Here is a 22071-nt window from a genome sequence, read left to right on the forward strand (position 1 = left end):
TGTCTACCTGGTGGGCCGGGCCGGCCTGAACCGCCGTCGCGACGGTCGGCGTGCTGCCGCACGCCCGTGACCATCGCCCTGGCGACGGTCAGGCCGGCAGCTAGCGCGGCGCCGTGAAAGCTCCGGGGCCGGGACCCCGAACGCCGTGACCGACCCGGGACGGGGCTCAGCGCACCGGGAAGCCGAAGGAGTAGCCCTGCTCCTTGAGCCAGGGGAGGATCCGGCGCAGGGACTCGACGGTCTGGGAGCGGTCGCCGCCGGCGTCGTGGAAGAGGAGCGTCGGCCCATTGGGCAACTCCCGCTCGACGGTCGCAACGATGGCATCCGTGCCCGGCCGTTCGAAGTCCTTGGAGTCCACGTTCCAGCCCAGGGGGCGCATGCCCCGGGAGGCGGCCAGCTTGCGGCTGTAGGGGGTGAAAGCCCCGCCCGGCGCGCGGTAGTACATCGGCCGCACGCCCCCGGACGCCTCGGTGATCATGCGTTCGGCGTCGAGTATCTGCTGCGACTGGTAGGCCTGGGACTTGTTGTCCATGGTGGTGTCGTGCGACACCGAGTGGTCGCACAGGCGGTGCCCGGCCGCGACCACCTTCTTCACGAGGTCCGGGTGCGCCTGCGCCTGCGTCCCCACCATGCAGAACGTGGCCTTCACCCCGTGCTCCCGCAGCACGTCGAGCATCTGGGGGGTCCACACGGGGTCGGGGCCGTCGTCGATGGTGATGTTGACGCCGCGCGCCCCCTTGTCCGAGGCGTGCGCGATGGTCACCGCCACCGGCTTGACGTCACTGCCCGGCGTGGCCGACGCGCCCGCCTGAGGCGACGAGCCGCCCACGGCACCGGCCTGCGCGGTCCACACCGAGGCACCGGCGGCCAGCACCGTCACCCCGAGCGCCGCCCCGACCATCTTGCCGTACCAGCCTCGCCCGCCGCCGTGCCGTGCCATGTCCGCCCCGCCTTCCCGCAGTTCCTCGCCGATCCTTGGTCGTCTTCCGACCACCTGACAGGACGAGGAGCGGCGGCCACGGGATGCGTCTGTTACCGATCACGGACAATTCCGGGGGAGTTCGCGGACAACTCGGCGAGCAGCGGCCGGACCTGGCCGGTAGGCGCGACCCCACCTCCCCCGCCACCGACGTGCCGACGTGCCGACGTGCCGACGTGCCGACGTGCCGACTACGGTGACCCGTCGGAGTGACGTCCCTCAGCGGTGGCGGAGCCAGATCAGAACATGCGGCGATCGTGGTCGGGCCGTGCGTCCGGGGACTGGCCGCGACGCTGAGTCCGCCGCACGTTGCCCTGCCGTCGTGCGGAGCAAGGAGAGCGTCGGGGTGGTCCTGGTCGGCGGCGGCGGGTCCCCCCGCCGCCGCCGATCACCATGCCGCCGAGCCAGGCGGCAAGGGCGCTACCCAGGTCGAAGGCCCCCGACGTCGACGGCCGAGGCGAGCGTCGGAGCACCGAAAGCCTGGTCCAGGACCCGCTTGTGCAGCGGCAGCACATGCCCGCGGTTCTCCGAACGCCTGGACCACCTACAGGCTGAGCGCGTCCTCCACGTTGTTCATCCAGGGGGTCACGGAGTTGGTGTCGGGCGAGACGTAGAAGGCGGGGGTGGTGGCTGTGAGCGGTGTCTGCTCCAGGTCGGACTCGGTGTTCATGGTCATCGCGATCGAGCCCACGGTCCTCCCCTTGCCGTCGTCGGCCCCGCCCATGAGCCCGGCGTAGGCCGACTCACCCGGCTCGAGCCGGAGTGCGTCCTCGATTCCCGGCGCCTCGCCTCGTTCCGTGGCCTGTCCGTCCAGATCACCGAAGGTCACGACCGGATGGCCCAGCGCCCTGCACGCCTTGGTGCCCTTGTTGGTGATCTTCAGGAGGTAGCTGCTGGTCGTGGGTTCCGCCAGGCTCGCGGTGAACTTCACGTCGTACGTGCTGCACGGGAAAACGTCGTAGTCGGCCGACGAACTGTCGTCGTCGCCGGACGAGCCGCCGGCCGCGGCCCCCGACGGAGCCGTCGACGGCGCTGACGGCTTCGACGGTACGGACGGCTCCGCCGACTTGGACGCACTCGCGGTCGGCGTCTTCACGGCCCCGCCCGCCGCGTCGTCTTCGGTGGGCCCACATGCGGTGAGTGCGAGAGCGGAAACGGCGGTGAGGACGACGACGGCTCTGCGAACGTTGCTCATAGTGTTGTTCCCCCGATTGAGAAGCGTGAAGTCTGCCTGGCTGCGCACAAGCGTCCCGCGGGTTCTTCACAGCTTGGTGACAGGATCTCGCCGGATCAACCACTGTTGCCGGTGCGCAGGCATGAGGTGGTCGGTTAGAGAAGTCAATGGCGGATCTGCCGCGCGGCCCGGTGCAAGCCCGATCCCTCGCACCTTTACCTTCCGTCAGCGCGCGATGGGCACATGCTCGCTGCGAGTCGGTACGCGTCGTTAGCCTGTTCGCCGACCCGTGGCGATTCCTCCACCATCTCGATTTCCGCCCCCTTGACCTGGGCAATTGCTCGCACTCAAGCAATAGGTACACCTGCCCGAGTGACCCGTGAGTCGATCCGTCGTGTTGCGGAGGTGACGGAGCGTCGGTTGCCTCGTCAGTGGCGTACAAAAAGAGGCGCCGCACAAATGGCCGGACGCTGCTCCGCTGGAGGGTTCTCGTGGGCAAAACAAACGTTGGCATCGGTATCGGCCTGATGGTCGGTGCCCTGGCTCTGCAGATTCCAGTCGCTGCCGCCGCCGGTGACTCAGGTCTCGACATCCGCTCGCGGCACGCCAGCCACGGCTCCACGGTCACCGTCAGCACCACGGCCTGCGGCGCGGACGTGACCTACGGCAAGGGCCAGTCCGAGGTGGCAGGAGCGTTCCACCTCTTCGAAGGCGAGAGCAAGGGGGTGCTCACCGGCGAGTTCACTGTGCCGGAAGGATCTTCGTCCAGCACCGACACCGTCACCGTCAAGTGCCCGCCGCGGGTCAAGATCACGGATTCGTACCAGCTCACGTCACGCCGACCCGACGGTGCCGTCGAGGCCGGCTTCGGAGACACCGGGAACACAGCCCCGCAGCTCGCTCTGGGCGGGGCCCTGGTCGCCGCAGCCGCCGCCGGGTGGCTGGTGAGGATGCGTCACCGCTCGAACGCGAACCGAGACTGACCGCCCGTATCCCCCGTCGGCTCCCGGGACCCCCTTCTCCCGGGAGCAGACGCGAGGAGCGAATCGTTTCCCCTCTCCCCCGCCGCAACCAAGAGATTCGACCGCGATGGCCCCCGGGCAGACCACCGACTCCTCCCCTCCCTCGTTCATCCCGTCGGCCAGGCTTCTGGCCTGGACCCTCGTGGCAGGTACCGTGCTGGTGGCCGGTGCGGTGCACGACGGTCAGCCACCACAGCCTGCGGCGGGACAGGCTTTCTCCCCCCTGCCAGGCCCCACGGCCCCCCACCGCACTGCCTCCACAACGGAACCCGCCGTCCCGCCGCTGCCGCCCTCAGAGCCACTCCGGCTCCGGATTCCCGCCATCAACGTGAACGCCCCCGTCACAAAGCTGCGCCTTGACTCATCGGGGGCGCTCCGGCCCCCGCCCGCCGACCATCCCAACCTCGCCGGCTGGTACGGCGAGGGCACTGCGCCGGGATCCGTCGGGACAGCCATCGCTGCGGGGCACGTGGACCTGCGCACCGGTAACCCTGGCGTCTTCTACGAACTCGGCACCGTGTCCAAGGGCGACACGATCGAGATCACCCGGGCAGACCAGCGCACGGCCGTATTCAGCGTCAACGCCGTGGAGGTCTACCACAAGGAACGTTTCCCGAGCGAGAAGGTGTACGGCAGCTCCGAACGGGCCGAACTACGGGTGATCACCTGCGGCGGCGGCTACGACAAGCGCACCGGGTACCAGGGCAACATCGTGGTCTACGCGACGCTCACCGCGGTGAGATGACGTCACCGGCAGGCCCGGCGGATCTCGCCTGCCGCACCGCCTCCTCCAGCAGAGCCGCAGACCCACCCCCACCGGCACCCGTACGTGCCCTTCCCGCGCCCCCTTCGAGGCCCACTCGAAGTCCGGCCGGTGAGCACGACACCGACCCGAATGGGAACACGCCGCTGGCGTCCGCCCGCGATATGAAGGGGTTCTTGAACTTCCTCCGGAAGGACGCGACGGCACAGGTGGGCGGACGCGCGCCCGGGTCGACGGACTCTGCGACCGCGTGGTCCGGCCTAAGCCGTCAGGCGGCCTGGTGCTGGAAGGTGCGGCGATAGGCCGTGGGCGTGATGCCGAGGGCGTCACGGAATCGGGCGCGCATGTTGGCGCCGCTGCCGAGGCCGCACCGGATGGCGATCTGTTCCACCTGGAGGTCGGTGGTCTCGGCGCCGTCAGGGGGTCGACGAAGAACGCGGCCGCGGAGGCGGGGATCTGTGCTTCGGCTTCCTCACGCGAGTGGACGATCACGGGCTGGTAGCCGTTCTCGCTCAGCGTCTGTTGTGTCGTGGTGTCCAGAGCGGGGCGCACCAGCAGTCTCCTCGGCTCGTCCGGCTGCGGCGGTGACCCGTCCCGGACGGGCTGCAGGCACAGCGCACCGATTGCTGCGACGGTGGCGCCGGCCGGGCCGGGCGGCCGGTGCGCGGGGGTGTCCGCGGTGCCGGCGGGTCCGTCCGCGTTGGAGGGCGTATGCGCCTCGTCCCCGTCCGCGACCGGCAGTTCGAGTGTGAAGGTGCTGCCGTCCGTGCCGGGTGACCGGTGCGCCTGCAGCACTCCGCCATGGGCGCGCACGACGGCGCGCGCCGACGCTCTCGTGTGCCGGGTCTCCTGCGGTGCGAGGGCCGCGCACGTCGATCTGCAGGACCGTGCCGTGCTGCGCCGCCGTCACGATGACGGTGTCCTCCTGGGAGCCGTCGGCCACGGCTCTCGCGTGGTCCGCGAAGCCGACGCCCGCGGCGCCCGCGACGTCGGCGATCAGATGGGCGAGTGCGGTGGCGACCCGCTGCGGGTCCAGGTCTGCCTCGATGGCCGGGGTGCGCACGGTGACCGGCGCATGTCCCGGCCCGGTCAGTTCCACTGCCGCGTCGACGGCTGACGCGATGACCGCCTCGATCGTCACCCTGCTCCGCGTGATCGTTTCGGCCCCGCAGTCCAGACGTCGGCAGGCAACAACGTCGCGCACCAGCGCAGTGACGCGTGAGCAGGCGGCCGACAGGCGGTGCAGGGCCTGGTTCGACTCGGGCCACAACTGCCCTGCGGGGTCCGTGGCAAGCCGGGACCTCTCATCACGCAGCGTGCCCAGCGGCCCGCGCAGAGAGATGCCCAGAACAGCCAGCAGCTGCGCGTGGGCCTGCTCGACGGCTTCCTTCTCGGCGGCGAGGGTGTCGTACGGCCGCCGGTCGGTGAGGGTCATCACGGCACCGACGAGCTGGTCGCCGTCGCGCACGGGGGCGGTCGTCAGGTCGACGGAGACCTTGTCCCCGCCCTTGGACCACAGCACCTGCCCGCGCACCCGGTGCCTGCGCCCGGAGCGCAGGGGGTCGGCCAGCGGCGACTCCTCGTACGGCAAGGGTGAGCCGTCGGCGCGCGAGTGCAGGACGAGCGGGTGCAGCTCCTGCCGGCCCAGCTCGTCGGCCCGGTAGCCCAGCATCCGTGCGGCGGCGGGGCTGACGAGGACGATCCGGCCGTCGGTGTCGGTCCCCAGGACCTCTTCCGCGGTGGCCTGCAGGATCGTCTCGGTCTGCCACTGGGAGGGGGCCAGTTCGTTCATGATGTCGGCGGTCCACGACAGGTCGCGTACCACGAGCATCAGCGGTTCGCCGGCCGCGGGGCTGCAACCGCCGGAGGTCTGCCCGGCGTTGCCGGATTGCGCGGCGATGACCTCGACCGGGAACTCGCTCCTGTCGGTCCGTCGCGCGACCGTCCGCACCGGCTGAGCCCGCCCGGGCGGGTTCACACCGCCGGGATGCCGCACCGAGCCCGCAGTGAGATGGAGGTCGAACCGCGGCAGCAGATCGAGCAGTCCGCGCCCGACGAGCGGAGTGTCCGACGCCCCGAAGACGTCCAGAGCTCTGAGCACGGCGGAACACACCACGGCACCCGGCGGTGAATCCCTCGAGCACCTCCTGCACGTCGGCCTCGCAGAACGAGCGGGAGGAACCCCCACCACACTCGGTCAGCTCGCCGCCGGGACCTGCCAGGCAGGCATGCGGCCGGCTGCCCACCGTGCCAGCCTCGGCCAACGTGCGGAGCACAAACCGCTCCCCCTACCGCCCGGAGAACCCGCATCGGGGGCGCGCGGCAAGAGCCTGGTCGTGGCGCTCTCTGCGGTCGGTGTGCCACTGGTGCCAACCGGAGGACCCACCACGCTTCCGGCGTACACCGAAGCTGAGTTGAGCCGCTGAGCCGCTGAGCCGCTGACCTGCAGATCCGCGAATCCCTCCACACCGTGACGCCATTGGCGACATGCATGGCATCACATTTGGCTCGCCAATGGCGCCATGAGTGTGCCATCATGGCGCCATTGGAAGCACGCGCCTCGGCCTCGTCGGCCAAGGGGTGCGCGTTTCGCGGAGTGAGCGATCAAGGGGGACGGATCATGGATACGGCGCGGAGTAGACAGCAGGCAGCACCCGGCGCCTTCACCGCCTTCGCCCGCTTCGTGGTCTGCGGCGGCGGGGTGGGGCTCGCCTCCAGCTTCGCCGTGGCGGCCCTCGCCTCCTGGATCCCCTGGGTCCTGGCCAACGCCCTGATCACCGTGGTCTCCACGCTCCTCGCCACCGAGCTGCACGCCCGCTTCACCTTCGGCGCGGGCGGGCGCGCGACCGGGCGCCAGCATGCGCAGTCGGCCGGGTCCGCAGCGGCCGCGTACGCGGTGACCTGCGGGGCGATGCTGCTCCTGCAGCAACTGGTGGCGACACCCGGCGCGGTGCTCGAGCAGGCCGTCTACCTGTCCGCCTCCGCCCTCGCCGGCGTCGCGCGGTTCGCGGTGCTGCGCCTCGTCGTCTTCGCGCGCAACCGCTCGCAGGCCGCGGCCACCGCCCGCCCCGCCCGTCCCGTGCACGCGACCGTGGCCCGCGCCGCGGCCCCGGCCGACCCCGCGGTGCTCTGCCACGCCGCATGACCGTCCCGCCAGGGCCGCGTGCCGCGCAGGCCGACAAGCGGAAAACTCCCGACGAGCTACGGCTCGCAACTCCCGGAGCCGGGCCGGCCGCCGAGGGCGGGCAGTCGCTGGACCTCAACGGCGCCCGCACCGCGGGAATCCGTCGCCGAACCTTCGCCGCCAAGGCCGGCCGCGTCGCCCGGTCCAGCGCCGTACCCGACGGATCCGCCGACGCCTGATCCGGGACGCCCCCCGAACACCGCAGCCTTCGTATACGAACGTTTCACCAGCGGATGAGGCACACCACCGAGGCCCCGGCCGACCCGACCACGGCCCTGCCCGGCCACCCCCGACAGCAATGGCCAACTGCACTACGCCGGGCGGAACTCCCGGCAGCGGCTCCGAGCACAGCCGGTCGAGCCAGTCGAGCCAGTCGTGACCGCGTAAGCCGCCGAAGCCGCAGACGGCGCCGACGGCGTGTCCCCGGATACGTCCGGACAACGGCGGCACCCGGTCCGCCTCGTACACACGTGCACCGACCTCACGCCCGGCCGACACCCTCCGTCCGGGGACCGCGCCCAGCGCCTGTACGCGAGCCACGCATGACACTCCCCCATGGGACGCTCCGCCACGCGCGCCTCCGTACCTGACGGCGGCCGTGCCCAAGCGTGCCGCACGGTGACCGCTACGGCATGAACCGCCACGAGGCGCTCAGGCGCGTCTCGCCACATGTCGGACCATCAGCAGGCCAGACTGCGCGACGAAATCGGGTTGCAGTCGAAGCCCCCCGACGCGGATGCTTCCGCCGTGAAGATGCACCCCGACCAGCTGACGGTGTCACCCGAGACGGCACGCACGTTGGTGGATCAGCAGTTTCCTCAGTGGCGGAACGTGCCCGTCAGGAGCATCGCTGCACAGGGCACGGAGAACGCCCTCTTCCGTATCGGCGATCGGTTCGCGGCTCGATTCCCCCTCAGGCCCGCAGGCGTCGAGCCGACCCGGCGCCGGCTGGAATCCGAAGCGGAAGCGGCTCGCGAGCTGGCCGGCCGCACGCGTTTCCCCACGCCCGAGCCGGTCGCGCTCGGTGAACCCGGGGCAGGCTACCCGCTCCCGTGGTCGGTGCAGACCTGGCTGCCCGGGATCGTGGCCGCCGACAAGGACCCCGGCGAATCGGTCGCCTTCGCCCGCGACCTGGCCGATCTCATCGGCGCCCTACGCGCGATCGACACACGTGGCCGCACGTTCGCCGGCACCGGCCGAGGAGGCGACCTGCACTCCCATGACGCCTGGATGGAGACCTGTTTCAGGCGCAGCGAGCACCTCCTGGACGTTCCCCGGCTTCGCCGCATCTGGGCAACCCTGCGCGATCTGCCGCGAGGCACGGCCGAGGACGTCATGACGCACGGTGACCTGATCCCCGGCAACCTCCTCGTGTCCGCCGGCCGGCTCGCGGGGATTCTCGACGTCGGCGGCTTCGGGCCGGCCGACCCTTCCCTGGATCTCGTGAGCGCATGGCATCTGCTCCAGGCCCGGACGCGGCAGGCGCTCCGCGATCACCTGGGCTGCGACGACCTCGAATGGCAGCGAGGCAAGGCGTGGGCCTTCGCTCAAGCGATGGGGTTGGTCTGGTACTACGTCGAAAGCAACCCGGCCATGAGCCGGACGGGCCGACGGTCCCTGGAACGCATCCTGGCGGACACACCGCTTCGGTCATCGACGTGACGACGATGACATGGATGTCGGTCAGGCAGCGGCCCCATCACGGCCGGGGCGATCGGTGCCCGCACTGATCGTCGTACCGGCTTCCCGACGATGCGGCAGGCCATCAAGGTGACGGATGCCCAAGTGACGAGCATACGAAAGAGTGGAGAACGTCAACTGACCGATAATCGGCTGGAGTTGGGCAAGCGCGGCATTCAGATCTGCGTCACTGTGACGCAGTACCGAACGCTTCCTGTCGCTGCGGCCAAGCCCTCGTAACAGAACCGAGCCTGCGGGCCGACGTCCGGCCGAAGCCGTTCACCACAGGCCGGGCAGCACCAGGCGGCCCCACAGCCGTCACCACCGGCCACACCACCAGACCAGGGTGTCCAGTGCCTGACCGCCCCCAGGGACCACGAAATCCCGACTCCAGGAACGGCGTCGATAAATCAACCTGACAGGACAGTAGGACACTAGGAATCTGCCAGCCACGCCAGCAAGCGGCCCCGTGACCAGCAGCGGCCGACGGCCTCGGCGCGCAGAGACGACCCGTCGAACACCGCCAGCCCGATGATGCTGTGGCCAGAGGCGCGGCGATCGCCAAGTGTCGGTATCGTCGGCGCGACTCCGACCCCCTCCGCCGACACCCACGCCACCGCCCGGCCGGCCGCCGCTTCGTCGAGGCGGTGCAGGAAGCGCAGGCGGCTCTCGAGCGGAAAGTACGACAGCGCCCACGTCGTGGTGACGACAGGCAGGGCGTCCGCGGGCACACGGGCGAAGGCATCGGGCAGCACCTCGACGGCATCACCTTTCAGCAGCAGCGGAGGGTTCGCCGCCGCCAACGCCATCTCCGCTTCGAGCCTCGCGACCCGATCCCGCTGGTCCGGCCACAGGCAGGCGCGCAACCACCGGGCGTCATCCGCGTCGGTCACGTCGACCGGATCGAGGTCGACGCCGACCCGGGCGACGACCTCGGGCATCACCCGCGCCGGGACGGGCCGCTCTCCCACGACCGAAGACGACAGGTGCACGGCAGACGACGGATCGCCCAGCGACTGTCCGTCGCTGTACCTGATGCCGACACGATCGACATGGAGACTGAACCCAGCCGAACAGCCCACGTCGATCAGCCCGACCGCATGCGCGCCCACCCGGCGCGCCGCTTCGGCAATGGCCGGATACAGCACGGCGCCACGTCCGGTCTCGTCGGTCCGCGTCCGCCGACGCACGGCGACGGCCACGACCGAGTCCGTCATCCGCACCAGCGTGTCGATCGCCGCGCCGGCGGCAGCGTCGCCGTCCGCGGCGGCATAGGCCGCGGCAAGTTCCGGGGCCCGTCCTGCGAGGGCGAGGTCGTGCAGCGCGGCGAGGATCACCGTCGGGTGCCGCTTGCGCGCCGGCGCCGCCCCGATGGCGCGCAGCGCCTCGCCGGACTCACTCAGGGCGACGGCGACGCGCTCGTACAGCGGCGATGTTCCGGCGGCGTCGACCTCACCGAAGCGCCGGTACACCTGAGCGAGAGTGCGGGCCCTACCCGCGGGTACGGCGCTTCCAGCGGTCGGCCCTGGCATACGACGACTCTAGCCAATGGAACGAAGACCCCGCCCCTCTACCTGGCACAAGAGCGCCCAGGAGATCCCCCGACCGACTCGCCGGCCGCTGCCCCTCCCTCAACCAACAGCGAACGCAGCGAACCGCTGCCCTTCCTCTTCCTCTTCCTCTTCCAGTGTCAAAGCAACGCCGCGAACCGGCGAGGCCGCGCCTCGGGCGGCGGAGTCTGTCCGGACCAACCTCACCGGTGTCCGCCCCGGCCGGCTACCGAGGCCCTTCGCGCGGGTCTTCCGCGTCGAGTCCGCGGCCGGGCACCATGGGAAGATGACACAGCAGTCCACCGGGCAGCCGGCGGGGGAGGCGGGGGCGACCCGCTCGGTCGGGGAGCTTCTGCTCACGTTCCTGGCAGGCTCCGTGCTCCTGCCCGTCTTCCAGGGTATGACGAGCCGGGCGGGAGAGGACCTCTACGCCTGGGTGCGGGGGCTGTTCCCCGGCAAGAAGGCGGAAGCCGCCGAGGAGCGGCTGATGAACGACGGTCAGATCTCCCTCGTCGACCCCGTACGCCGCGTGATCTTCGAGCTCCCCGCAGATCTGACGGACCGTGAGGCGGCGGCCATCCTCAGCCTCAGGCTGCCCACGGCCGCTGACACCTGGTTGCTGATCAGAAAGGACTACGCGCGGCGGATGTGGCTGATCGAGCCGACGGACGCACCGCCGGAGGAGGGCATCGAGACTACGGCGGCCGAGGAGCCGCCCCCGGCGGGCCTCGAAGCGTGAGACGTCTCGACGCCCTGGCGCGGGCAACCCAACTCATAGAGTGCTACTGGCAGTTGCGCGAGGAGCCCGAGGACACGGCGGCGCTGGAATTCGTCACGGCCCTCCTCTCGACGGAGACCGATCACGCCCTCGCCGTGCTGGCCGAGGCGATGGCGCTGGAACGTCTCGCCGTCGATCGTGAGGTCGACATGGACAGCCTGGACGGTGAAGCCATCATCGCCTACGGGTGGGTGCAGTTCCTGCGGGCCCAGGTTCTACCCGATGGCCGTAACGCCGCCGCCAAGAGACAGGCGATGTACGTCCTGTTCCTCGCCTACCAGTACGACCCCGCGAGCGTGCCCGAGGAGAGCCTGCCGACCTTCATCGCGGCATCCCCCGAACACGCTCTGTCGCTCGGCTCCCGCAAACTCGACGAATACCGAGGCTCCCTCGATGCCGGGACCCTCTTCCTGGCCGTAGAACTGCTGGAAGGTGCGACAGCCGACCTCGACCCCGACAGGCCGGACGCGGACGAGTGGTTCGATCAACTGGTCGCCGGCTACTCCGCCCTGTCGCACCATCACCTCGTCCTGTTCCTGCGCAGCGGGGCGGCCGAGCAACTGGACCGGGCCATCGACATCGCGCGTGTGGCGCTCGCCCACAGCCCCGCCGCGGCGTGGCCACCGCTCGCCGACCAACTGTCGGACTGTCTGCGGGTGAAGGCGGAGGCGTACGGTGACGCGGCCGCCGTGGAGGAGGCCGTGGCGCTCAGCCGGCGCGCGATCGAGTCGGCCGCGGCGCTCGGTGACGTCAGTCCACGCTTCCTGTCCCGGCTCGCGGTGGCGCTGCGGATCGCGTACGGGCTGGCGCCGACCCTCGACCGCATCGACGAGGCCGTCGACTACGGCCGCCGAGCGATGGAGCAGACACCCGCCGATGATCCCAACTGGCCGATCAGGGCAGGGAATCACGCGGCTTCCCTCACGCTGCGCTTCCGGCTGACCGCCCGTAGCGAGGACATCGACGAAGCCGTCGAGTGGCTCACCCGTGCCACCGAGGCCCACCCGCTGCCCGGTGGTCCCGACCCCGGGATGGGCCACGGGAACCTCTGCGAGGTGCTGAGGCTGCGCTTCCTGCCGACGACGGACGTGGCCGGGCTGAGGCGAGCGGTGGAGGCCGGGCGGCGCGCGGTCGCCCTCACGCCGCCCGAGCACGCCAACTACGCACTATACTGCGGGAATCTGTCCGCGGCCCTGCACACTCTCATGACGCTGACCGATGATCCCGACGTCGTCGACGAGGCCCTGCGGATGGCCCGGACCTCGATGGACGCGACGCCGTCAGGGCACGCCGACTTCCTCAGCCGTCTGGGCACGTTGATCGCCTCGCTCATCGAGCACTACCGACGCACCGGTGACGCCGACGCTCTCGACGAGTGCCTCGACCTGTCGCGCCGAGGCATCTCGGCCGCCGGTCCCTCGCACCCCGATTACCCGGGCATCCTGGCCAGTCACGCGTTCGTGCTGCACCACCACTACCGGCGCACCGGTAGGCGGGGCTATGTGGAGGAGTCCGTTCGGACGCTGCGGGAGGCGGGCGAGGCCGTCACCCTGAACCGCTTCGGGAAGGCGCGGATCCTGCGTGCGCTCGTCGGTTCGTGGGAGGAGGCGGTGGCGGCGGGAGTGGCGTCCGATCACGACCTCGCGCGGCTGCTTCCCGTGATCCGTGACCTCGTGGGAGAAACCGAGCCCGCATCGGCCGAACGCTGCGAACTCCTCGTCGCCCTGACCGACGCGCTGGCCTTCCTCCACCAGCTCGACCCGCGCCCCGACTTGCTGGACGAGGCCGTCGCCGCGGCCTCCGAGCTGACCGCCGCGGAACACCATGTCCACCTGCCCGAGTATCTGGTCGCCCAGTCGGAGCCCTTCCTTCGGCTGTTCGAAAGCTGTAGCGACCCCGTCGCGCTGGACGAGGCGATACGGGTGCTGAAGCGCGCGCACGCTCTCCTGGCCGGCCTCGACCGCAAACGCGCGGACGTGGCCAAGCGGCTGAGCGAACTGCTGATGGTCGGCGCCGGCTTCCGGGGCCCGACCGCGCTCACGGAAGCCATCAGGTTCGCGAGGGAGGCCGTCGCGCTGTTTCCGCCCGGCAGCCACGGGCACCGTTCGGCCCGGACCACGCTGAGCAGCGCACTGCAGGATCACGCGAGCCGGTCCCGGAACAGGCGCCACCTCGACGAGGCGCTCACTCTCTCCCGGGAACTCGTCAAGGAGACGCCGCGGAGTTCGGCGGAGCGGGACCGCTACCGGTTCGACCTCGCTCTCGGTCTCAAAACCCTTGCCGCGCTCGACGGCGACCCCAGGCATCTCGACGAAGCCATCCGCATCTTCCGGACCCTCGCGGCCGACGAAACGGTCGGCGACGTCAGACGTTCCCGGCGCCTGTTCCACCTTGCACATCTGCACCTCGACCGATACGACGCCACGGGCCGAGCGCGCGACCTGAAAGCCGCGATCACAGCCTTCACCCGGGCCGCCGAGCTGCCGGACGCCTCGCCGCTGCAACGGCTCAGCGCCGCCGGCGGCAGCGCACGGCTCAACGCCGAGCGCGGCGACTGGGAGGCCGCGGCGCACGCCTACACCCTGGCGGTCGAGCAGCTGCCCTTCGCGATCGGGCCCCGCCTGACCCGTGAGGCCCAGGAGGCCATGCTGCCGGACACCACGGGCCTTGCGATCGCCGCGGCATCCTGCGCGCTGGAACTGGCCGACCCCTTCCGGGCCGTACGGCTGCTCGAAGCGGGTCGGGCGACACTGATCACCCAGGCGATCGACCTGCGCGGACCGCTGACGGCCGTGCATGAGCAGGCACCTCATCTCGCCGCCCAATGGCAGGAGTTGCGCCAGGAATCGTCGGTCCCCGGCCAGGAGACCCTCACCCAGCGCCATCGGCGCGCCGCCCGATGGGACGGGCTGCGCAGACAACTCGGCGCCCTGCCGGGCGTGGCCGACCTGGTGGCGCCGCTGTCCCGCGAGGCACTCTCTGACGCTGCTGCCGAGGGCCCTGTCGTCATCGTCAACGCCCATCACTCCCGCGCCGACGCGATCATCATCCACGCCGGCGACATCGCGATCGTCCGACTCCGGTTCTCCGAGGACGACGCCGGGCGGGCGGTGAGCGCACTGCTGCGCAGCCGTCCGGAGGCCGACGCGCAGAGCGGCGCACCGCGGATGTCCGAGATCCTGGAATGGATGTGGGACAAGGTGGCCCAACCTGTCCTGAACGCGCTGGGCTGGGAGACCGCGTGCCCGCCTGACCGGGCCCCACGCCTGTGGTGGTGCCCGACCGGACTCTTCACCTTCCTGCCCCTGGCGGCCGCGGGGTATCACGGCTCCGGCACCGACACCGTCCTCGACCGCGCGGTCTCCTCGTTCACCCCGACGATCCGCGCCCTGACCCATGCCCGACGCCCCAGGCCGTCCGACACCGGCTCCTTCCTGGGCGTGGCCGTGCCCGAGGCGAACGGCTGGCCGCTTCTGCCGGGTGTGGCGACGGAGACGGCCTTCCTGCGCGACCGCTTCCCCGACGGAGTCTTCCTCTCCGGCACGCACGCGACCGCACAGGAGGTGCTCGCCCGGCTGCCCGACGCGAGCCGGGCCCACTTCGCCTGCCACGGACTCAGCTCCCCGTACAGCCCGTCGTCCAGCAGCCTCATCCTGCACGACGGCTCCGAGCTGCGGGTCACGGAGGTCAGCCGACTCCTCCTGGACGCCGATCTGGCGTTCCTGTCGGCGTGCAGTACCGCCCAGGGCGGATACGAGCTGCCCGACGAGGCCATCACCCTCGCCTCCGCGTTCCTCCTGGCCGGATTCCGCAACGTGGTCGGCACCCTGTGGCCCATCTACGACACCGAAGCCCCGCACACCACCTGGGACTTCTACCGCGCGCTCACCCCGACGACCCGCCCCGCCCGCGCCCTCCACCAGGCGGTCCAGCAGGCCCGCACCCGCATCCCCGACCGCCCCGACGTCTGGTCGTCGTACGTCCATTACGGAGCCTGACGCGCCAGGGACAGGTGGGGCGACCACGACCATGGCGGTCACCGCCCTGCTGATCACGGTCTCCGGCTCGGAGATGGCCGGTCGCGCCGAGTTCCCGCCCTTCCCGCCCTGCTCGCCCTGCTCGCGTTGGCCGTCCTCGCCACGCGTGGTCGCATCGAACGCCGACACGGGCACAGTGTCTGCCTTCTCGCGCCCCTCCGAGGGGCGCCCCGCGACACTTGGTGCAGTCAAGGCCGAAGCTCAGGCACGCGGACGGTCGACGCGGCCGTGGTCGGGTCACCGGACCCGCCCGGCACCCGGAGGCGCTCGCTGCACGGCTCCCCGACGGATACGTGGCCCTGTCCCACCGGCTGACCACCGCACTCACCTCCGTCAACGCCCCGCGCCTGGTCCCCAGGCCGGGCGTGCGCTCACGGGGACCGACGACTCCTGCACGCCGTCACCCACCGAACGCGACGCCGTGGTCGAGGTCGAGGTCGTGGCATCAACAGCCAGCCGGCTACGACCTCGAAGGTCCGCGATCAGCCATGGGTATCTGGGCCGTTGCGATCGAGTGCTGCTCGGATCTGACTGAGCCACTCTGTGCCCAACTGGCGCCCGTTCGGGAGTTGGTCGCCTCGATCCCAGCGCCACGTTGTGATCATCGCCAGCACGAGGATCCGGCACTCACGCAGCAGGTCCTGATCGACACCGGAATAGTGCTCGCCGACCTCTTCGGGCGCATGGGCGAGGTCGAATTCGACGGGCCCACGGCAACACGTCTCAAGGTCTATGAACAGCAGCCCGTTCTTCGTGGTGAGCACGTTGCCCGGGTGCGGCTCGCCGTGCAGCAGCTGCTCGGCGCCGCCGCGCTCGCCGATCACTCGTCTCAGGCTTCGTAACGTGTCGCCGAGCAGTTCCCGGTCCGCGTCGGCGAGCGCCGGAGTGCGGTGTCGGTTCGCCACGAGTTGTTGAGCCTGCTCGACTCGATCCGTGAAATGCGGCGTCGGGACATCGAGCTTGCGCATGCCGGCATGCAGCCGTTCGAGCGCGCCTGCGTAGTCGGCTGGTGAGACCTCCCGAGGTGTCACGGGTTCGTAGTAGGTCCATAGCGTGACGACGAAGCCATCACGCTCATAGACGCGTGGCTCCACTCGAGGATCGAGAGCGGCCACAGGGCACCCGGATTCGGTGAGCCGCTGAGCAAGCTCGACTTCGAACTGTGCGACCTGCTGCGCCACAGGTGCCACCCGGGCCAGGACGTCACAAGGCAGCAGCCGCAGAGTGAGCTTGTTCGAGTCATGAAGAACGATCGCGTCGTCGACCCTCAGGCCAAGTGTTGAGGCGGTCGACATGGCCGCGGCCACCGCACGCGGGACCTCCGACGCCTGCATCGTCGCCTGGCCCCTCTCCCTTGAGCGCTGCCGTAGCTCTCCAAGCGGTGCAACCTGCGCACCGCACCAAGCTCGATGCTGCCTTTCAGGCCCACCACTTCACCGAGCCGTCCTTCCCGCTCGGGCGGCGACCTCCGCATACGCCGTCCAGCAGTCCGCCCGTGACGGGCGTGGGCCGGCACGGCACGGCAGTCATGATGCGCATGTGAACGCAGAGATACACACAGGTGAGCTCCACGCCGTGCACCGGCAGCCCTGCCGTCGCCGCGCCGTGCTAAACGACGCGGCGACTGGCAGGCGCTTTACCCCGCCTCGGCCCTGTCCCGGCCTCGGTGAGGCCTCAGGGCCTCGGTGAGGCCCTCAGGTCAGGCAGGCGTGATGTTCTCCGCCTGCGGGCCCTTCTGGCCCTGGGTGATGTCGAAGGTGACCGCCTGGCCTTCCTGCAGCTCACGGAAGCCGGAGGCGTTGATGTTGGAGTAGTGCGCGAAGACGTCCGGTCCCCCGCCGTCCTGGGCGATGAAGCCGAAGCCCTTCTCGGCGTTGAACCACTTGACGATTCCGCTGGCCATGCTGGTGCCTCTCAGTTGACGTCAGGACCGCACCACGCGGCCCTGGAGGTGATCGCCCTGGTCCGGCACTGCACAGCAAAGCGCCCGCGCCAAAGCGCGGGCAGGTACGGCGAACCACGACAGCTGACAGCGACGCTACACGGCCAGACCGGCTCTCACCAGTGAGTAACAACCGCAAGCCGCACCGAAACCCGGGAAACCCCGGCACAAGCCCGGCCGCAGCCGCGATCACATGCCGGTGCCGGAACGGAAAGAACCTCACAGGGCACCCCACCGGCAGCGGTGCCGTCGCTGCCGAACTTGACCACCTGGCAGCGCGCAATATCCCTGACCGGCTGTCAGCCACCGAGGGGAAGGAGCAGGAGCAGTTCCATGCTGCACTGCCGCAGGCGACAGCCGACAGCCGACAGGCCCGCCGGGGCTACGCCGACATGCGGAAGGGCCCGGATGACCGGGCCCTTCCTCTCGTAGCGGGGACAGGATTTGAACCTGCGACCTCTGGGTTATGAGCCCAGCGAGCTACCGAGCTGCTCCACCCCGCGTCGGTACCGCCACTCTACACGGGGCCAGAGCGACTTATCGCATCGGGCAGGGGCCCGTTCAGGAGGCCAGGGGCTTACGGCCTCCTCGTCCGCCTCGCCCAGGGGCGAGCGCAAGGAGGTACGCGACGCCTGCGTCGTCCCCTCCCCTCCCCTCCCCCCGGTACGGCAGGCGTTCGCAGGTGTACGGCGGCTACTCACCGGGCCAGTCCCGGACGATGCGCTGTGCCACCGCGCGCCGAGCCGCGCATGGCCGTGCAGTAGCTGGTGGGGACATCGTCGGTGGGCTCGGTGCCGGGCTTGGCGCGCCAGGGGCCGGACGGAGGCAGAGTACGAGTGCCGGGGGGGTAGACAGTCAGTCGGCGGGGCACGAACGGGGCCGGGCCCGCGATGCCGGGGCCTGCGGGCTCGTCATGCCCCCGGCAGGGGGCGGACGGTGAGCATCTGCTGGGCTTGTCCGACCGGGCCGTCGATGTCGTGCAGGACCGTGCTGGTCAGGCCCTGGCCGGAGGGGCCGAAGGTGACGGTGGTGTCCAGACCCTTCCACGTGCCGCGCGGCTGGCGGTGCAGGTGGACGGTCAGGTCGACGTTGGGGAACATCCACGCGGTGGGCGGCTGCCGGACGGCGATGCCGTTCGCGGTGTCGACGAGGGCGAGATACGAGGCGAGCGGGCTGACGGGAACATCGGCGACCAGATCGAGCGGCGTGGAGAGCCATGCGGTGGTACGGCCCGGCCGGGGCGGTGCGATCGGGCGGACGTCCAGGGAGGCGACGTAGCCGCCGGGCCAGACGTCGGACATCGGCCACGGGTCGAGTGACTCGGGCGGGGTGAGGCGGTCGTCGGGGCCGCTCGCGACCGCGGCGGTGTCGAGTGTGGCCAGGAACCAGGCGCGGGCCCGGACGCCCGGGCGGCCGGCGATCCGTACGACGGCTTCGAGGAGCTCGATGGTCCGGCCGGGCCGTATGGTCTCCACGATGTGCGCGGTGATCGTCTCAGCGGTCGATGTCGGACTTCACCACTCGTGGATCAGCCGTCACGTGGCTTGTCCTCCTCCGTGTTCAGCGGATGGGCCAGCGCCCAAGGGTCCTGGCGGACGCCGGTGACCTGCCAGCACACCGCCGCCTGCGGGGGACCGCCGCGGATGTCGAAGTGGCCGTCTTCGTCATGGCGCACCACGTGCAGTTGGGGGGCAGGGCCGTCCAGCGGGGTCAGTTGGTAGCAGAGTCGGCCGTTGAGGGCGGTGAACCAGTCGGGCAGGGTGACCGTGGCCTCGCCGTGAGCGTCCAGGGTCACCGTGCCGTCGTACATGTTCTTGCGCTCCGACGATTCCACGGAGCAGTGGGTGAGGACACGGTTCGCCGGGTCGAGCGGATGGTCGATACGGAATTCGCAGGCCGACTTGTTGATGGCGCCGGTGACCTCGACATCGCCTTCGAACCGTGCCGCCTTTTCGGAACCGGCGGCCAGCAGGCCGATGCGGCCCACCGTGGCGACTCCGACGCCGGCCCCCGAGAGGTCGCCCATGAGGTCCAGCGCCAGTCCGCCGGTGTCGGCGAACACCGAGACTCCCGATTCGCTGTTCGCGGACACCCCCACCCCGTTGGTGCTCCATGCCCTCACCCCGTTGCCGTTGCGGGAACTGCCCTGCACGCCGTCGCCCTCGACGACCGTGCCGAAGACTCCCGCACCGACGAAGACGACCCCATCGGCATCGGGACCCTCATCACAGGTCGCGAACACGCCCGGGGTGCCTTGTCCACCGGTCCCGTGCACCCCGGCCCCGAACCTGCTGCTGCCCATGAGCCCAGGTCCCTGAATGCTCTCCCCCGCCACTCCGGCACCGCCCGACGCCGTGCCCGAGACCCCCGGGAACGGCGTCCCGTCCTCCCCTGCCCCCTGCCCTTCCCCCCGCATTCCCGGGCCCTGGGAACTCGTACCCACCACACCAGGTCCCCGCATGCTCGTGCCCAGGACCCCGGACCCCTCGGTGCTGGTCCCCGCGACACCGGACGACTTCCCGCTCACCCCCGTCACGCCGGGCGCCTGCGACGCCGTCCCCGACACCCCTGGCCCCTCGCTGCTCGTCCCCGACACCCCCGGACCCCGGTCCGCCGAGCCGGCCACGCCGGCTGCCGTGCCGCTGCCCGCCCCGCTCACCCCCGGCCCACCGGCGCTGGTCCCCGACACGCCGGGCCCCTCGGCACTCGTTCCCGACACGCCCGGGCCCTTCTCCGCCGACCCGAGGACGCCCGCCCCTTCGCCGCCGCCCTGCCCCGAGACCCCCGTGCCACGACGGCACATGCCGTGGACGCCCACGCCGTGCGCCGCGACGTTCACCCCGAGCACGCCCGCGCCGCTCTGCGATTCGCCGCTGTCGGCCGACTTGCCACTGCAGCCCAGCACACCCGGGCCGGCCTCGTTGTCGCCGAACACGCCGAATCTGATGGGAGGGGACTCCTGTCCCGGATCGAAACCGCTCGGCAGATCCTGGGATTCGGGCGGTTTGATCACCATGGTCCTCACCCTCTCGGTCCTTCATTCACTCGGCAGCACGCGTCTCGCGTAGTCCCTCGTCGCGCGCCGCGGTGATCCCCATCTCCATGGGCTTCCCGTGTGCCTCCGGGTAGAGGTACAGCCCGCGTTCCTCCGGCGCCTTGTCGTCCTCCTCGGCGACCCGGTTGGCCCGCGCCCAGGCATCGCACCGGACGCCCGTCACCTGCCAGGAGACCTCGAGGCCGGGGTCGCCGCCCGCGACGGCGAAGCTGTTGCCGGAGAGTTTCCGGCTCACGTGCAGGCTGGGCGCCGCCGCACCCACCGGCGTCAACTGGTACCGGAACGACTCGTTGAACGCGTCGAACCACTCCGGGAGCGTCACGGTCGCCTTCCCCTCGGCGTCCAGGTTCACGGTGCCGTCGTAGACGTTCTTCATCTCCGGCGACTCCACGGCGGAGTGGGAGAGGAAGCGGTTCTCCGGGTCCAGTGGGTGGTCGGTACGGAACATGGCGCCGCCCTGGGTCACCACGCCGTTGACGACGACATTGCCGTCGATGCGCGCTCCGAGGGAATCGCCGGACACGATCAACCCTGTCTCGCCCACGGCCCTGACACCGACGCTGGCGTGGCTGAAGCCCTCGACACCGGGGCCGAAGAAGCTCGTGCCCAAGACCCCTGGGCCGGTGTTGGGACCGAAGCCGAAACCGAAACCGCCGGAATCGGAGTGGCCCGCATGACCTCTGATGCCGATGCCGTCGAAGCTGGAGGCGTCGACCGCGGTTCCGCCGGCCGGGCAGTCCGCGACCACGGCGTTTCCATTCGCGCTGCTGGCATTGACGGCCGGCCCACTGGTGCTCGACGCCGTCACGCCCGGCCCGTTCAAGCTGCCGGCCTCCACACCGGCCGCCTCCTCACTGGAGGCCAGCACACCGGGCCCGGTGGAACTGCCGGCCGCCACCCCCGGAGCCTCCGCGCTGAAGGCCCTGACACCGGGCCCGCTGGTGCTCTCGGCCTCCACGCCCGGCCCCTCGGTACTGGAGGCGGTCATACCCGACCCACTGCTGCTCTGCGCCGCCAGACCCGGCCCGTCGGTACTGGACGCCGTCACCCCCGGCCCACTGCTGCTCTGCGCCTCCACCCCCGCTCCAGCCGTACTGGACGCCGCCACACCCGGCCCGCCGGCGGACGTGCCGGTCAGGCCCGCACCGGTGTCGCTGGTGCCGAGCACGCCGGGCCCCGTGGTCCCCGTCCCCGTCACCCCGGCGCCGGAGCCGCCGCCCAGACCGGCGACGCCTACGCCGAGGTGACTCGTGCCGAGCAGTCCGGGGCCGCTCTCGCTCCGGCCGGACACCCCCGCCCCGGGGCCGAGGCTCTCGCCCTCCACGCCCAGGCCGCTGTCGCTGACGCCTCGTACGCCGGACCCGACCGTGTGCGCACCGAGTACGCCGGCTTCATCGCCGTCGGCCGACTGCCCGGTCACCCCGGGGCCGCCTCGGCTCGCGCCCCGCACTCCGGGACCGTTCGCTCCGTTCCCGAAGACTCCTGGCGCGGAGCCCGCTCCCTCCCCCTTGACGCCCTCCGCCTCCGTGCTGGCCCCGAGCACGCCCGGGCCCTGGGTACTGCGGCCCGCCAGTCCCGGTCCGGCCGTCGCCGTGCCCAGGACTCCCGGATCGGTTCCACCCCCCTTGCCCGAGACCCCCGTACCGCGGCCGGAGTGACCGTGCACCCCGATGCCGTGGGCGGCGATGCTGACCCCGAGGACACCGGCACCGCTCTCGATCGCGCTGTCGGACGAGCCGTCGGACGCGGCCGGCGTACTGCTGCTGCCGATGATGCCCGGTCCGCCGCCGTTGTCCCCGTGCACGCCGAAGCTGAGCGGCGGCGATTCCTGCCCCGGGTCGAACGTACTGGGGCTTCCCTGAGTCTGAGGGGGTCCGAGAGCCATCTCGGTGCTCCTTTCGAGAACG

14 protein-coding genes, 1 tRNA gene and 4 pseudogenes are annotated in these 22071 nt (G+C 70.9%); 7 read left to right on the forward strand and 12 right to left on the reverse strand.

Annotated elements, in window-relative coordinates:
- Window positions 1-166: 166 nt before the first annotated feature.
- From ACZ6D7_RS26730 to ACZ6D7_RS26740, 3 genes and pseudogenes are all read right to left on the reverse strand, one after another.
- A complete protein-coding gene (locus ACZ6D7_RS26730) occupies window positions 167-940 on the reverse strand; it encodes a polysaccharide deacetylase family protein (protein WP_469495643.1) in 774 nt (257 codons plus the stop codon).
- Between the two features lie 410 nt (window positions 941-1350).
- A pseudogene (locus ACZ6D7_RS26735) lies at window positions 1351-1492 on the reverse strand (MFS transporter); the annotation flags it as partial.
- 31 nt (window positions 1493-1523) lie between these two features.
- Window positions 1524-2174, reverse strand: coding sequence for a DUF4232 domain-containing protein (locus tag ACZ6D7_RS26740; RefSeq protein WP_469495646.1), 651 nt, complete (start codon window positions 2172-2174; stop codon window positions 1524-1526).
- 410 nt (window positions 2175-2584) lie between these two features.
- On the opposite strand from ACZ6D7_RS26740, the gene ACZ6D7_RS26745 reads away from it, so the two are divergent.
- Entirely contained in the window at window positions 2585-3136 is a 552-nt protein-coding gene (locus ACZ6D7_RS26745) for a sortase (protein WP_469495649.1), read from the forward strand.
- A gap of 367 nt (window positions 3137-3503) precedes the next feature.
- Window positions 3504-3920 carry a class F sortase gene (locus tag ACZ6D7_RS26750; RefSeq protein WP_469495652.1) on the forward strand — a complete coding sequence of 139 codons (417 nt, stop codon included), beginning with the start codon at window positions 3504-3506 and terminating at the stop codon, window positions 3918-3920.
- Window positions 3921-4206: 286 nt separating this feature from the next.
- Here ACZ6D7_RS26750 and ACZ6D7_RS26755 read toward each other — a convergent pair.
- Window positions 4207-4332 (reverse strand): annotated as a pseudogene (locus tag ACZ6D7_RS26755) (AraC family transcriptional regulator); the annotation flags it as partial.
- A 513-nt stretch (window positions 4333-4845) separates the two neighbouring features.
- Window positions 4846-6054, reverse strand: a pseudogene (locus ACZ6D7_RS26760) (PAS domain-containing protein); the annotation flags it as partial.
- 504 nt (window positions 6055-6558) lie between these two features.
- Between ACZ6D7_RS26760 and ACZ6D7_RS26765 the strand changes: the two are divergent.
- From ACZ6D7_RS26765 to ACZ6D7_RS26775, 3 genes are all read left to right on the forward strand, one after another.
- The gene (locus tag ACZ6D7_RS26765) at window positions 6559-7083 is read left to right on the forward strand and encodes a GtrA domain-containing protein (protein ID WP_469495655.1); all 525 of its coding nucleotides are present in this window, start codon (window positions 6559-6561) and stop codon (window positions 7081-7083) included.
- Entirely contained in the window at window positions 7080-7301 is a 222-nt protein-coding gene (locus tag ACZ6D7_RS26770) for a hypothetical protein (RefSeq protein WP_469495658.1), read from the forward strand. Before ACZ6D7_RS26765 ends, ACZ6D7_RS26770 begins: the two co-directional genes overlap by 4 nt.
- A 568-nt stretch (window positions 7302-7869) precedes the next feature.
- Window positions 7870-8784, forward strand: a complete 915-nt coding sequence (locus ACZ6D7_RS26775) for an aminoglycoside phosphotransferase family protein (protein WP_469495660.1) — start codon at window positions 7870-7872, stop codon at window positions 8782-8784.
- 452 nt (window positions 8785-9236) lie between these two features.
- Here the strand turns inward: ACZ6D7_RS26775 and ACZ6D7_RS26780 are convergent, their stop codons facing one another.
- Window positions 9237-10274, reverse strand: coding sequence for a DUF2332 domain-containing protein (locus ACZ6D7_RS26780; protein ID WP_469495663.1), 1038 nt, complete (start codon window positions 10272-10274; stop codon window positions 9237-9239).
- Between the two features lie 364 nt (window positions 10275-10638).
- Here ACZ6D7_RS26780 and ACZ6D7_RS26785 point away from each other — a divergent pair, with 364 nt between their 5' ends.
- Window positions 10639-11091, forward strand: coding sequence for a hypothetical protein (locus ACZ6D7_RS26785; protein ID WP_469495665.1), 453 nt, complete (start codon window positions 10639-10641; stop codon window positions 11089-11091).
- The gene (locus ACZ6D7_RS26790) at window positions 11088-15128 is read left to right on the forward strand and encodes a CHAT domain-containing protein (RefSeq protein ID WP_469495668.1); all 4041 of its coding nucleotides are present in this window, start codon (window positions 11088-11090) and stop codon (window positions 15126-15128) included. Before ACZ6D7_RS26785 ends, ACZ6D7_RS26790 begins: the two co-directional genes overlap by 4 nt.
- Before the next feature lie 521 nt (window positions 15129-15649).
- Here the strand turns inward: ACZ6D7_RS26790 and ACZ6D7_RS26795 are convergent.
- From ACZ6D7_RS26795 to ACZ6D7_RS26820, 6 genes and pseudogenes are all read right to left on the reverse strand, one after another.
- A complete protein-coding gene (locus ACZ6D7_RS26795; RefSeq protein ID WP_469495671.1) occupies window positions 15650-16501 on the reverse strand; it encodes a phosphotransferase enzyme family protein in 852 nt (283 codons plus the stop codon).
- A gap of 365 nt (window positions 16502-16866) precedes the next feature.
- A complete protein-coding gene (locus tag ACZ6D7_RS26800) occupies window positions 16867-17070 on the reverse strand; it encodes a cold-shock protein (RefSeq protein WP_469495674.1) in 204 nt (67 codons plus the stop codon).
- Window positions 17071-17538: 468 nt separating this feature from the next.
- Window positions 17539-17612: transfer RNA gene (locus ACZ6D7_RS26805), tRNA-Met, on the reverse strand.
- A gap of 408 nt (window positions 17613-18020) precedes the next feature.
- A pseudogene (locus ACZ6D7_RS26810) lies at window positions 18021-18584 on the reverse strand (thioesterase family protein); the annotation flags it as partial.
- Window positions 18585-18637: 53 nt separating this feature from the next.
- Window positions 18638-19411 carry a hypothetical protein gene (locus tag ACZ6D7_RS26815; RefSeq protein ID WP_469495675.1) on the reverse strand — a complete coding sequence of 258 codons (774 nt, stop codon included), beginning with the start codon at window positions 19409-19411 and terminating at the stop codon, window positions 18638-18640.
- Between the two features lie 739 nt (window positions 19412-20150).
- On the reverse strand, window positions 20151-22049 hold the full coding sequence (locus ACZ6D7_RS26820) for an autotransporter outer membrane beta-barrel domain-containing protein (protein WP_469495678.1): 1899 nt from the start codon (window positions 22047-22049) through the stop codon (window positions 20151-20153).
- Window positions 22050-22071: the final 22 nt, after the last annotated feature.

The organism is Streptomyces sp. NPDC041784, assembly GCF_055591025.1.